General features: G+C 39.0%; 14 protein-coding genes. 9 read left to right on the top strand and 5 right to left on the bottom strand.

The annotated features are described in order from the left end of the window. Positions 1 to 59 precede the first annotated feature (59 nt). The 6 genes from AB1Z56_RS11870 to eno all read left to right on the top strand — a co-directional run bounded on the left by AB1Z56_RS11870 (position 60) and on the right by eno (position 5,342). Positions 60 to 629, top strand: a complete 570-nt coding sequence (locus AB1Z56_RS11870) for an adenylate kinase (protein WP_293906818.1) — start codon at positions 60 to 62, stop codon at positions 627 to 629. A 35-nt stretch (positions 630 to 664) separates the two neighbouring features. Next, entirely contained in the window at positions 665 to 1,663 is a 999-nt protein-coding gene (obgE, locus tag AB1Z56_RS11865; protein ID WP_046675449.1) for a GTPase ObgE, read from the top strand. Positions 1,664 to 1,840: 177 nt separating this feature from the next. Continuing rightward, positions 1,841 to 2,197 (top strand): NINE protein, encoded by a 357-nt coding sequence (locus tag AB1Z56_RS11860; protein ID WP_088162229.1) that lies wholly within the window; start codon positions 1,841 to 1,843, stop codon positions 2,195 to 2,197. Beyond that, on the top strand, positions 2,197 to 2,508 hold the full coding sequence (locus AB1Z56_RS11855; protein ID WP_309363272.1) for a DUF2752 domain-containing protein: 312 nt from the start codon (positions 2,197 to 2,199) through the stop codon (positions 2,506 to 2,508). Before AB1Z56_RS11860 ends, AB1Z56_RS11855 begins: the two co-directional genes overlap by 1 nt. A 226-nt stretch (positions 2,509 to 2,734) precedes the next feature. Further along, positions 2,735 to 3,835: a glutamine-hydrolyzing carbamoyl-phosphate synthase small subunit gene (gene carA / locus AB1Z56_RS11850; RefSeq protein ID WP_426792113.1), complete on the top strand. Its 1,101-nt coding sequence runs from the start codon at positions 2,735 to 2,737 to the stop codon at positions 3,833 to 3,835. 211 nt (positions 3,836 to 4,046) lie between these two features. Next, entirely contained in the window at positions 4,047 to 5,342 is a 1,296-nt protein-coding gene (eno, locus tag AB1Z56_RS11845; protein ID WP_046675452.1) for a phosphopyruvate hydratase, read from the top strand. A gap of 123 nt (positions 5,343 to 5,465) precedes the next feature. Here the strand turns inward: eno and AB1Z56_RS11840 are convergent, their stop codons facing one another. The 3 genes from AB1Z56_RS11840 to AB1Z56_RS11830 are packed head-to-tail and all read right to left on the bottom strand — an operon-like array spanning position 5,466 to position 8,193. Next, positions 5,466 to 6,353, bottom strand: a complete 888-nt coding sequence (locus AB1Z56_RS11840) for a DUF72 domain-containing protein (RefSeq protein WP_426792112.1) — start codon at positions 6,351 to 6,353, stop codon at positions 5,466 to 5,468. A 1-nt stretch (position 6,354) separates the two neighbouring features. After that, complete coding sequence (locus AB1Z56_RS11835; protein WP_426792111.1) at positions 6,355 to 7,545, bottom strand: MFS transporter; 1,191 nt, start codon at positions 7,543 to 7,545, stop codon at positions 6,355 to 6,357. A gap of 6 nt (positions 7,546 to 7,551) precedes the next feature. Beyond that, the gene (locus tag AB1Z56_RS11830; protein WP_309363280.1) at positions 7,552 to 8,193 is read right to left on the bottom strand and encodes a YceH family protein; all 642 of its coding nucleotides are present in this window, start codon (positions 8,191 to 8,193) and stop codon (positions 7,552 to 7,554) included. 136 nt (positions 8,194 to 8,329) lie between these two features. Here AB1Z56_RS11830 and AB1Z56_RS11825 point away from each other — a divergent pair, with 136 nt between their 5' ends. The 3 genes from AB1Z56_RS11825 to AB1Z56_RS11815 are packed head-to-tail and all read left to right on the top strand — an operon-like array spanning position 8,330 to position 11,423. After that, a complete protein-coding gene (locus tag AB1Z56_RS11825) occupies positions 8,330 to 9,256 on the top strand; it encodes a histone deacetylase family protein (RefSeq protein ID WP_309363282.1) in 927 nt (308 codons plus the stop codon). 9 nt (positions 9,257 to 9,265) lie between these two features. Next, on the top strand, positions 9,266 to 10,324 hold the full coding sequence (locus AB1Z56_RS11820; protein WP_426792110.1) for a nucleoid-associated protein: 1,059 nt from the start codon (positions 9,266 to 9,268) through the stop codon (positions 10,322 to 10,324). A gap of 19 nt (positions 10,325 to 10,343) precedes the next feature. Continuing rightward, complete coding sequence (locus tag AB1Z56_RS11815; RefSeq protein ID WP_426792109.1) at positions 10,344 to 11,423, top strand: DUF3810 domain-containing protein; 1,080 nt, start codon at positions 10,344 to 10,346, stop codon at positions 11,421 to 11,423. A gap of 69 nt (positions 11,424 to 11,492) precedes the next feature. On the opposite strand, the gene AB1Z56_RS11810 is transcribed toward AB1Z56_RS11815, so the two are convergent. Continuing rightward, on the bottom strand, positions 11,493 to 12,128 hold the full coding sequence (locus AB1Z56_RS11810) for a hypothetical protein (RefSeq protein WP_309363288.1): 636 nt from the start codon (positions 12,126 to 12,128) through the stop codon (positions 11,493 to 11,495). Positions 12,129 to 12,184: 56 nt separating this feature from the next. After that, a complete protein-coding gene (lpxB, locus tag AB1Z56_RS11805) occupies positions 12,185 to 13,300 on the bottom strand; it encodes a lipid-A-disaccharide synthase (RefSeq protein ID WP_426792108.1) in 1,116 nt (371 codons plus the stop codon). Positions 13,301 to 13,438: the final 138 nt, after the last annotated feature.

The raw sequence follows: 13,438 nt of genomic DNA, 5'->3' as shown, positions 1-13,438 counted from the left end.
GTCATCATCTGTGATTAGGCTTTTATTTTTTAACTCGTTTTAATTTCTTAAATAAAACTATGCTAAACCTTGTAATATTTGGCCCTCCGGGTGCAGGTAAGGGAACCCAATCTGCAAAGCTTATTGAAAAATATCAATTGGTACATGTTTCAACTGGTGATATTTTTAGAGCACATATTAAAGGTCAAACGCCGCTTGGTCAACAAGTGAGCCAGATTATTGCTGAGGGAAATTTAGTGCCAGATTCGATTACAATAGCAATGCTGGAAGAGGAAGTAAAGAAAAATCCGGATGCGAAAGGATTTATTTTTGATGGATTTCCTCGTACTGTTGCTCAAGCTGAGGCTTTGGATGCTTTTTTAGAAGGTATCAACACCTCAATTTCAGTCGTAATCGCACTGGATGTGAATGAGGATGAATTGAAAGAGCGTATTGCCAAACGGAGAGAGATTTCTGGCCGTGCGGATGATGATGCGGATAAATTAGTGAAGCGTATCGATGAATATTTCACGAAGACGATTCATGTATTGCCTTATTATGAGGCTCAGGGTAAGCTTTCTAAAGTGAATGGTATCGGCGAGATCGAGACTATCTTTAAGAGCTTAACCGATATCATCGATAATTATTAATTGAAATAAATACTTTTAGACTGTAATAAATTGTAATGGCGCAAGGCTCGAATTTTGTTGATTATGTGAAAGTGTGTTGTCGTTCTGGACACGGAGGGGCAGGTTCAGCTCATTTGCATCGTGACAAGCACACAGCGACCGGTGGTCCCGATGGTGGTGACGGCGGTCGTGGAGGGCATATTATACTGAAAGGAACGACCAATCTATGGACTTTACTCCATTTAAAATATCGTAAGCATATTATCGCATCAAACGGTGAGTCTGGCGGCAGTTCTTTGCGTACCGGGGCAACTGGACGTGATGAGATATTGGAAGTGCCACTGGGTACAATTGCGAAGGATGCGGAGACAGGAGAGGTGTTGTTCGATATCACAGAAGACGGTGAAACCAGAATATTGGTTCCGGGTGGAAAAGGTGGGCTGGGCAACTGGCATTTTAAGTCGCCAACACAGCAGACTCCACGGTTTTCGCAACCTGGTCTTCCAGGGAAAGAACAGTGGATGATTCTGGAATTGAAGGTTCTTGCTGATGTTGGATTGGTTGGATTCCCAAATGCGGGTAAATCAACGTTGTTGTCGGTTGTCTCTGCTGCGAAACCAGAAATTGCGAATTACCCCTTTACAACACTGGTACCTAATTTGGGTATGGTGAGCTACCGGGATAACCGTTCCTTTGTTATGGCCGATATTCCAGGTATTATCGAAGGGGCTTCAGAAGGAAAAGGATTGGGGTATCGTTTCTTGCGGCATATTGAACGAAATTCTGTTTTGCTGTTTATGGTGCCAGCTGATACGGACCGGACAATTCGTGAAGAATATGCCATTTTATTAAATGAATTGACTGCATATAATCCTGAGTTGGCAGATAAGCCCAAATTGTTGGCTATTACGAAGTCTGATATGCTCGATGAGGAGCTGGAGAAGGAAATGGAGCAGGAGCTACCGGAAGATGTGCCTTATATCTTCATTTCTTCGGTGACAGGCAAAAATATCTTGCCATTGAAAGATATGATCTGGAAAGCAATCAACTCTTAAAAGTTGAATACATAAACAGAAAAGGCGCTCCACACCGTGAAGCGCCTTTTCTGTTTCTATTAAATTCTATATGTCGCTAAAAAAAGAACATTTTATAAGTTTTTTTGTTAATTTCATGCTATTATTTTATCCCGGATGGAAGGCTGGTTTTTAGCCCCATTACCAAATTAAATCTAAATGAAAACAGAAGACGAAAAGTATTGCGTAGAATGCGGCAAGTTGATTAATATCAAGGCCGAGGTTTGTCCCTATTGTGGTGTAAGACAACCTATATTTTATGCCAACCAACCCTTTCAGCAACAAAATAACACGTTTCAGGATGACAGATGGTTGCCAGCATTGTTATTTTGCTTTTTTCTAGGTCCTTTTGGAGCACATCGGTTCTATTTGGGGCAAATTGGTACTGCCGTTATTCAGCTGCTTACCTTGGGCGGTTGTGGTATCTGGTATCTGATCGATTTGATTATGATTCTTGTCGGAAAATATAAGGATGCAGATGGCAATTACATTAAGAGTCCTATAAACAATAATTAATGATTTATATCCTGCTGAAATACCTTAAATATCATTGGATCTATTCGTTGATATTGGGGTATTTCGGGATTGCTATAGGCTTATATCTTTTCACGGATATCCATATTCTTGTTCCTTGCCTTTGGAAGGCTGTAAGTGGCTATGATTGTCCGGGATGTGGTCTTACTACCGCTTTGATTGCTTTGTTGCGCTTGGAGTTTCGAGAAGCCTGGTTAGAAAATCCATTGATTTATATGCTTGTTCCGCTATTAACAAGTCTGATTTTGAGAGACTTTGCAACGTTTTGGAGGAAGGAATTAGTTGAAGAATAAAAAAATAAAAAATGTTTTCACTTTTAAGTGATATGTCGTAACTTTGTCTCCCGTGAAAATTAAAGTAGAGTCTTTATTGGTAGGTGCCTTAGGAAACGGTTTGTCAATCGTGATGATGCATTGTTAATTGATATTTAGCCCATTTGAGGGCTTTTTTTATATCCAATCAAGAACGCTTTAAAATTCATAAAAGTAAGGATACACATTTTATAATATTACATCGATAATGACCAACTACAGCAAATTGCCTGCAATTTTAGTTTTAGAAGATGGTACAGTTTATCACGGTAAAGCCGCTGGTAAAATTGGTACGACTACTGGGGAAATCTGTTTCAATACAGGAACAACTGGTTATCAAGAGATTTTCACAGATCCATCTTATTTTGGACAAATCATGGTAACCACCAATGCGCATATTGGTAACTATGGTATTGATGAGGATGATACCGAATCAAATCAAATTCAGATTGCGGGGCTAGTTTGTAAGAACTACAACATCAACTATAGCCGTAAAATGGCTGATGAATCTATCCAAAGCTACTTTGAAGAGGGTAATTTAGTTGGTATTTCTGATGTGGATACCCGTTCATTGGTGCGACATATTCGTGATAAAGGAGCGATGAATGCGATTATTTCTTCTGAAACAACGGATGTTGAAGAATTAAAGCGTCAGTTGGCTGAAGTTCCTTCAATGGATGGGCTTGAGCTGTCTTCAAAAGTAACAACAGCTGAGCCTTATTTCTTTGGTAATGAAAATGCTTCGTTACGTGTAGCGGTTTTGGACTTGGGTATCAAGAAAAATATCTTGCGCAATTTTGAGGCTCGTGATGTGTATACAAAGGTTTTTCCTGCGAAAACAACATTTGAGGAAATGGAGAAATGGAATCCGGATGGTTATTTCATTTCCAATGGTCCTGGCGATCCAGCACCGATGGATTATGCTATCGAGACTGTAAAAGCTATTTTAGATGCAAACAAACCGATGTTTGGAATTTGCTTAGGTCACCAGATCTTAGCATTGGCAAACGGTATCCGTACAAGCAAATTGCATAATGGACACCGTGGTATCAATCACCCCGTGAAGAACATTATCGCCAACCGTTGTGAAATCACTTCGCAGAACCACGGTTTTGGGGTTGTGGCTGAAGATATCCAAAATTCTGAGAACGTCGAAATTACACACGTTAATTTGAACGATCAGTCTATTGAAGGTATCCGTATCAAAGGACAGAAAGCATTTTCGGTGCAATATCACCCAGAATCATCACCGGGTCCACATGACTCGCGCTATTTGTTTGATGATTTTGTAGCGATGATCAAAAACTAAATTGTACAATATTATATAAAAAACCCTTCAGATCTTGAAGGGTTTTTTATTGTATTTATTTGAACAGTTATGCCGATGGGGCATATTTTATTCATAATAAATAGGGGAATAAATACATTTTTTATTATATTTGATTGTGAAAAATGTCTGTAGATAAGAGTGTGTCTTATTTACACTAAGTAATGAAAATAAATTATAGTCTAATAAAGAGATGAGTTTAATTATCGATGTTCATGCGCGTCAAATTTTGGATTCGCGCGGTAACCCTACAATTGAGGTAGATGTTACTACACAAAATGGTTTTGTTGGTCGTGCAGCTGTTCCTTCAGGTGCTTCAACTGGTATTCACGAAGCAGTAGAATTGCGTGATGGCGACAAGTCAAAATATCTAGGAAAAGGTGTTTTGAAAGCTGTTGAGAATGTAAACACTAAAATTGCAAAAGCACTAGAAGGTGTGGATGTTTTCGAGCAAAATGCCATCGATAAAATCATGATTGATTTAGACGGTAGCGAAAATAAAGGAAACTTAGGCGCAAATGCTATTTTAGGAGTTTCTTTAGCTGTAGCGAAAGCTGCTGCACAAGAGTCACGTCAACCATTATACCGTTATATCGGTGGTGTAAATGCGAACACGTTGCCTATTCCTATGATGAATATCATCAATGGTGGTTCACACTCTGATGCACCTATCGCATTTCAAGAATTTATGATCATGCCTGTGGGTGCGCCTTCATTCTCTGAGGCTTTGCGTTGGGGTACTGAGGTTTTCCATACCTTGAAAAAAATCTTACATGACAGAGGTCTTTCAACTGCAGTAGGTGATGAAGGTGGTTTCGCGCCAACTTTTGAAGGTACTGAGGATGCTATCGAAACAGTTTTGAAAGCGATTGAAATCGCTGGTTACAAACCAGGTCAAGATGTTTGTTTAGCGTTGGATTGTGCTTCTTCTGAGTTCTACAAAGACGGTAAATACGATTATACGAAATTTGAAGGTGATAAAGGTGCTGTACGTTCTAGTGAAGAACAAGCAAGCTATTTGGCTGAATTAACAGCTAAATACCCTATTATTTCTATCGAAGATGGTATGGCTGAAGACGATTGGGCTGGATGGAAAACATTGACTGACAAAATCGGTGACCATGTTCAATTAGTAGGTGATGATCTTTTTGTTACAAATACAAAACGTCTTCAACAAGGAATTGATACACATACAGCAAATTCAATTTTAGTGAAAGTAAATCAAATTGGTTCATTGACTGAAACAATCAACGCGGTTACTTTAGCTCAAAATTCTGGTTATACTTCTGTGATGTCACACCGTTCGGGCGAGACTGAAGATGCGACTATCGCTGACTTAGCTGTAGCATTGAACTGTGGACAGATCAAAACTGGTTCTGCTTCACGTTCTGACCGTATGGCTAAATACAATCAATTGTTGCGTATTGAAGAGGAATTGGGTGGTAATGCCCGTTTCATCGGTAAAAACTTTAAATACGCTAAAAAATAAGCTAAAGTTTGATTTTTAATATAAAAAGCCGAAGTATCTTCTACTTCGGCTTTTTTTTGTGTGAAAAATATCCTCAATGATCTTTTCTATCGTTGCCTCTAGCACCAGATCTGATATCCTGTCTTAGAATAAAGTATTTCCTGTGTTTTTGTTGGGATAGGTTAGATCCAAGTCGAATGTTGCATTCAGTTTTTTGATAAAATGCGTCGCCAGTAAGGGTGATTCCACCTCAATATTCTGGTGGATAAAGAAATACAATTTTTGCAATCCGTTTTCGCGCCAAAGTTTCAGCACATCGATCCATTGATCCAGTCTATCATAGTCTGATGCATGATTGGCACCTACATACCGGATGAAAGCAATCGGCGTAGTCAAGCGCATATGGAGCATGTCTCTCCGGCCGGCGGTATCGACCAGTACGTTGGTCACATTGGTTTCCTCCAACAGCGCATATAATTCTTTTGTTACTTCGGGTTTGGAAAACCAATCTTTATTCCGGACTTCTAATGCTAGCGGGACTTCTTTTGGCCAGTCATGAAGAAATAGTTTTAAACGGGCCATGTCCTTTGGATTATAATTGTCGTGCATCTGAAGAAAAGCCATTCCCAGCTTTTCGTCGAAATGAACAATGGAATCCGTAAATAATTTTACTTTATCACCCGTATTTAATAATCTGCTGAAATGGCTGATGGATTGTGGTATTTTTGGGAAAAACTTGAAGTTAGCAGGTGTTTTCTTTTTCCAGGTCTCTACTTGGTCTATGCCAGGTGAATTGTAGAATGTAGCATTGAGTTCAATGCTGTTAAACTGTGTGGAGTAATAAGCAAGTTCGTCTTTTGTACCTCTGGGATAAAAGCCTTTTAAATCTTGTTTATTCCATTTTGCACAGCCTACATATACCTCAAAAGGTTTGTCAATTTTGAAGTGCTGTAATAAGGTTAAGGTTTCTGGTGTAGTAGGAGGAAGGGTAAAATCGATTTCCTCGGGATGTTCTACTTGGCCGAATTTCATATCAGTTTTTTCTTAATTTATAATCAAATAATAGATGAGCCAACAATGCCAGCAGCGTATAGCATGTGCCTACGAAAATAACACCGGGCCATTGGAAGTGTTGCCATGCTTGTGCAGCAAAAAAAGTGCCTGTTGATCCACCAATAAAATAGCTGACCATATATACGGTATTTAGTCGGTTGTTGGCCCCGAGGTTTAGCGCATAGAAATCGCTTTGATTCAGGATATGCATCGACTGTAGGCCAAGATCGATGAGAATAACACCAAGGATCAGGCCCCAATAGTAATTGTCGAAGAGGGCGAATAATAGCCAGCTAAGCAGCATCAATAGAATAGCGTATAAGATAATTCTGGCTTTACCGATATATATGGTCAATCTATTGACAAAAGCGGCCGCAAGCGCACCGCAGGCCCCCACAAGTCCAAATGCTCCGGCGGTTGCTGGCCCATCGAAGAAAGGAGGGCCTTCCAGGTGGAACACAAGTGTCGTAAAAAAAGCAGAGAAAGCCCCAAATCCCATGGCACCACGAAATGCTGCGAGCTGCAACACCGGCTGTTTTTTCGCGAAGTTCCAGACCGAACGCATCAATTCGCGATAAGAACCTTTGAAATTAGGCAGTACCTCTGGTAGCTTGATTGCTATGGCGATGGCTGTAATGACCATAATTGCTGACGCTATCCAATACATTTCGCGCCATCCGAAGTAGGAGCCAACAAACCCGCTTACAACCCTAGAGAGTAATATACCGATCAGCAGACCCGACATAACCATACCGATCGCTGAAGCCTGCTTTTCTTTGCTCGCTAGTTCGGCTGCCATGGGCACAAAAACCTGTGGAATAACAGATGTGAAACCTATCAGAAAGCTGAATAGCAATATAGATAGGATAGAAGTGGACATGGCCATACCTACCAAAGAAAAAATAATGAAAAAGAAATCGATCAAGATCATTTTCTTTCGCTTAAACATATCTCCTAAGGGAACGATCAGTAACAGGCCAAAGGCATATCCGATCTGGGTTAACATGGCCGAATTACTGACCATGGCCTCATCAATATGTAGGTCTTTGGCAATCAAGCCCAATAGTGGTTGATTGTAATAATTGTTGGCGACTACCAAGCCTGTGGCGATGGTCATCAGCCACAAGGTTGCTTTGGATATTTCGTTTTTGGAATCTATTGTTTGCGACATGAGCAATTAATGTAATTCATCCCAGAGATCCTGAAATTTCTGTTTTAATGCTGCTACTTCCTGTTCCAATTGTCCAATTCGATCGAGTAAGACCTGATCGTTCGAGGAGCTGCCTACAGGAGCGCTATTTTCATACGCTTCCAGATTGATTTCTCCTAATAAATGAATGTAGCGGACTTCTTTATGCCCTATTTGTTTAGGCAGAGACTTCAGGTAGCCTTCTTGTGTCAATTTTTCCAATTGTTCATTGATTTCGCTCAATGATTCAAATTCATAAAGTCTTCCCGAGTTTGAATTAATTTCGCCGGCGGTCATTGGTCCTCTGAGTAGTAATAAGCAAACAATGGTTAATTCAGAAGGGACCAAAGGAAATTGTATGGCAAAATTGTGTTTATACTTTGTTACGCGAGATCCTCCGCCAACAACTGTCGAGATTAAGCCTTTTTTCTTTAATATATCCAATGTAGCGATAATATCTTCTTCTGTATATTGTACAACCGGTTTTCGGGAAGTTTTTTGGTTACAAGCAGCTTGTAAGCTGTTGATTGTCATTGGATAATATTCCGGGGTTACTTTTGATTTTTCGATTAGTGAGCCTAGTACACGTTGTTCCATGGCAGACAATTGGGGCAGATTAGTTGTTTCCATTTATTTTCAAGAATATAAATTGATGATCGAATACAAGTATGCTGTTATGGCAACATAACATTGGCTTGCTGTTTGTTCCTTCTCAAAGATGCCCTTTTTCTCATATAACTCCAAAAGATCTTTTTCTTATCTTCGCATGAGTAATATTAGATTTAAGGTGCTTAAAATAGCTTTTCGTCCAGAATTTGTCCATCCCGTCAAAGAGGGGCATCGATTTCCGATGCTGAAGTACGAGTTGATTCCTTTACAGTTAAAGCATGAAGGGCTGGCAGAGGAGTCAAGTTTTTTTAGTCCCGAACTTGCCAGCTTTGAATCATGTTGTCTGGTGCATGATCCAGTCTATGTCAAACAGCTATTTGATTTGACTTTGGATCCTAAAATGATTCGAAGAATAGGTTTTCCGTTAAGCCAAAGTCTTGTTGATCGGGAACGTTACATCTTGGAGGGGGCAATTCAAGGTGCAAAATACGCCCTTGAGTATGGTGTTGCTTTTAGTATTGCGGGTGGAACACATCATGCAGGTTATGATTTTGGCGAAGGCTTCTGTTTGATGAATGATCAAGCAACTGCCGCTGGTTACTTGCTGAAGCACAGACACGCTAGCTGCATCCTCATTATTGATCTGGATGTGCATCAAGGAAATGGTACTGCCCATATTTTTGAGGGGCATAAACAGGTATTTACTTTTTCTATGCATGGTGAGAAAAATTATCCATTTGTCAAACAGCGTTCCCATCTGGATATTGGTTTAGCTGATAACATTCGGGACCTTGAATATCTCGCATTATTGGAAGACAGTTTATCCGATTTGTTTAGACGGGTTGAACCGGATTTTGTTTTCTATCAGGCCGGCGTGGATATTTTGAAAACAGATAAACTGGGGAAATTAAATTTAAGCCCCGAGACCTGCAGCCGACGAGATGAATTGGTCTTTCAGATGTGCCATAAACACCATATTCCTGTTCAGGTAAGTATGGGTGGGGGATATTCTCCCGAAATTAAAGACATTGTCAATGCACATTGTCAGACTTTTAAAATAGCAATAGATTTATATAATTTATAAGATAAGAATATGTTTTTTCACCAAGATGCGACTTTTGAAGCATTATCTGTTCATCGTGTAGGAAATAAGGCACAAGATGAATTTTATATTTTGTCAGATGCACCTGTTTCTCTTGAAGGGGATGAAGTGTTACCTGGATTGCTGATGCAGTATTTTATGAGCCCTTTTGCAAAGGTGAATGAGGTATATCGCTTATATCATCCCAATGGAGAGTTGGAACTGAATGAGATTTTCTATTTTGCAAGACAATATTTCAAGGAGCAGCTTCCATTTCACGATTTTTCCCAACAGATTTCAAAACACCTTTATGAAGTATCTAGCCATCCAAAAATAAAGGGGGGTGAGGTGTATGTTGTTGCCTTAAAGAATGTTCAGATAGAAGGAGAGGAACATGATGCCATTGGTATATTCAAATCCGAAAATAAGGAGACCTATCTGAAAGTGTATCCGGAGCAAGGTGCTTTTATGTTGGAATATGAGCAGGAGGCGATCAATATCAATAAGCTGGACAAAGGCTGTATTATTATCAATGTAGAAGAAGAGGAGGGGTATAAGGTGCTGGTTCTCGATCAGACAAACCGTCAACAGGAGGCAGTGTACTGGAAAGATGAATTTTTGCAGCTGCGCGTGCGTAACGATAATTTCCATCAAACGGGGAATTACCTGAAAGTGTATAAGAACTTTGTTCAGGAAAAATTAGACGAAACATTTGAATTGGAGAAAGCGGACAAGATTGATCTGATGAACAAATCCATGAATTACTTTAAGGAAAAGGAAACTTTTATCCAGGAAGAGTTTGAGGAGGAAGTATTGGGCAACCCGCAGGCGATTGCTTTATTTCAGGATTTTAAAGCTGGTTTTGAAGATGAATTTGACTCTCCATTTCAGGCAAGTTTTGAAATCGCAGATAAAGCCGTGAAGAAGATGGAATCTTCCTACAAATCTGTGTTAAAGCTCGATAAGAATTTTCATATCTATGTTCACGGTAAGCGTGAATACCTTGAGAAAGGTTATGATGAGGATAAGGGTATGAACTACTATAAGCTTTATTTTGAGAACGAAAGTTAACCGTTTTATATTTTATTGAATGGAAAAGCGCAATAAAATGGCTGTTTTCACTGCTGTATTATTTCTAATTGGGATTTTTCTTATTTCTTTGATCGAGAAAAATAGCCAGTGGATTGAGACATTTTACGCGCGCGGTTTTTATCGCCTTTATGGTTATGTGCCAAGAATTGTTTTTGGTTATATTCCTTTTAGTATAGGTGATCTATTTTATGCGGCAGTTGTTATATTTTTATTCTATTTGGCTGTCAAGTTGATCGGAAATTTATGGAAAGGAAGATGGAAAAATTCCTTTCGTTCGGTTTTGTTTATCATCAATCTGCTATTAGGGCTCTATCTTTTCTTTTACCTATCATGGGGTTTAAATTATTACCGTAAGCCAATTAGTACAAATGTACAATTGCAAGTCGATAGTTTAAAGCTGGCCGACTATCTTGTCGTATTGAATGGATTTTTGGATAGTACAAATACGCTACGGGAAACAGTAGAGCCATCGCAGTGGGATGAGCATAAAGATTCAATTCAAGAAGACTTGAATAAATGGGTAGGACAGGATACGACTTTCGCAGATTTCTTGTCAAGCGGGCACATTGGAGCAAAATCTCCGCTAAATAGTAGAATAGTTTCTCTTTTTGGGGTTTCAGGCTATTTTAATCCATTTACGCACGAAGCTCAGGTCAATAAAGCAATGCCAGTCACCTTCTTACCTTTTACGACAGTGCATGAACTTGCGCATCAACAGGGTATTGGTTTTGAAGACGAGGCAAATTTTATAGCTTTTGTTCGCTTACAGCAACATCCTCAGACCTTTTACCGATACTCGGCTTATCTACAGACGACACTTTATATGTTACGTGAACTGCAGGGTATGTATCCTGATTTAGGAAAGGATTACAAGGGAAGATTAAGCGCAAAAGTATTGAACGATATGGAAAAAGAAAGGTATTTTTGGAGTCAGTATACGGGTTGGGTTGACGATGTGATGGGAATATTTTATAATCAGTATCTGAAACACAACAATCAACAGGAAGGCATCGCGCGATATGATCGGATGACTCGATTAGTATTGGCCTACGAACTTAAAAGAAGAGGATGTAAGTAATAAAATATAGAAATAAAAAAGCCGTATTATAAAAGAATAATACGGCTTTTTATGATTTTAACAATATTCTTATTGCGTTGAAATAAGTTCAAATGTTCCTTCAGTTCCAGGGCTTCCAGAATAAATCTGTCCTTGAGGCAAGCCTCTCAATCCGGTAGGAGCGGTTTTAATCCGATCATAGATGTTTCTCAAGTCTGTATTTGCATTGACGGCTCGACCGCCTGCTGCTACATCACCATAAATATAATTAGTAGCTTTCTTGTTTGTTGTTTGGGGTTTAATACTTCCGTCAATTAAATTGACTTTGACTTTTCCCCCATTTCCATTCGGAAAGGTTTTGGTCCCATTGAAAGCGTCATCTCCTTTTGCAATGATATAAAGGGAACCCAATTTTTGGAAATTAGCATTGATGTCAAAGTTGGCACCATTATTCTTTCCATCGGTCCCATAAATCGTTGCTTTATTTCCAATTTCAGCATAACCAATGGTTAGTTTTACATTTTTCTTGCCGTAGAAAGATAGGGCAGAATTATCTTTCATGATCAAGGTATCAATATGCATAACAACAGTAGAGTCCCGGCTATCGATATTTTTTTTTGCCTTTTTGCCAATTTCCAGTTTAGAAATATGTTGTGTTTCTTGTGCTTTTCCTGTTAAGGCTATTGCAAAGCAAAGAAAAAAGCCTAGAATAATTTTAGATTTCATAAAACTTTTAATTAATTGTGACTACTAGTAGTTTGACAAATAAAAGGCAAAAGAGTTTAAATCTTAGCGAGATATTTTACGATCAATTTGGCCGTTTTCTCAGAAGCTCCTGGAGAACCTAGTTTTTCTGCCAGAATATCGTAGTTTTCCATCACACTTGCTCGATGCTCTTTATTATTGATTAGTTCTCCTACTTCATATGAAATATCGTATGCAGTACAGTCATCCTGAATCAATTCCCTCACGGATAGAAAATTATTAATTAGATTCACTAGAGAGATAAATTTAACCTTGATGACTAATTTAGCTATCCATACAGATATTGGGTTAGCCTTATAAACGACAACCTGAGGTACCTTCAGAATACCTGTTTCAAGAGTAGCCGTTCCACTAGTAACGACAGCGGCTTCTGCGTTATGGAGAATATCGTAGGTTTGATCGAAGATTACAGGAATATCAATACCCTTAAAAAACTGCTTGTAATAGGCCTCTTCAAAATTAGGGGCGCCCGCAATGACAAATTGATGGACGGGAAAGAAAAACGGAAGTTCGGCCATGACCGGAAGAAGCTTGGAAATTTCCATTTCCCGGCTTCCCGGTAAAAGCGCGATAAGCGGTTTTTCCGAAAAACCATGCTGCTCTCTAAATTTAGGATTGAAATTATAGCTTGAAATTGCATCTAAAAGCGGGTTGCCAACGTAATCAACGGGCATGCGCCACTTTTTATAAAAATCTACCTCAAAAGGCAAAATACAAAACATATGGTCGACAATCCGTTTGATTTTCTTCACGCGACCTTGATTCCAAGCCCACACTTTAGGAGAAATATAGTAGCATGTTTTGATTCCATGTTTTTTTGCAAAATCAGCAATTTTCAGATTAAAACCCGGGAAATCTATGAGAATAACAGCGTCCGGTTTTTCTTTTAACAGATCATTTTTGACGAGTTTGAGATTCTTTGATATCTTAGGTAGGTTTTTCAAAACTTCAATGAAGCCCATAAAAGCCATTTCTGAGGTATGTATCAGCGCTTTTTTCCCAGTCTCTGCTTGCATTAGATTTCCCCCGACTATTTGGAAAGTCGCATTTGGGTCTTCAATTTTTAATGCTTTAATAAGATTGGCACCATGTAAGTCCCCTGAAGTTTCACCTGCAATAAGATAGTATTTCATATGTCAATGATTTATTCTTTAATGATCATATGGAATATCCTTTTTATCGTTAAAACTGCGTTTAGTCTTACGAACGGATATTTCATTGAAATGATCGTTTTTGAACTGTTAAAGATAAGATTATTCTATGTATATGAT

The organism is Sphingobacterium sp. WOUb80, assembly GCF_050058145.1.
In the GTDB taxonomy this organism is placed as follows: Bacteria; Bacteroidota; Bacteroidia; order Sphingobacteriales; family Sphingobacteriaceae; genus Sphingobacterium.
This window is presented reverse-complemented; position numbering and strand designations above follow the sequence as displayed.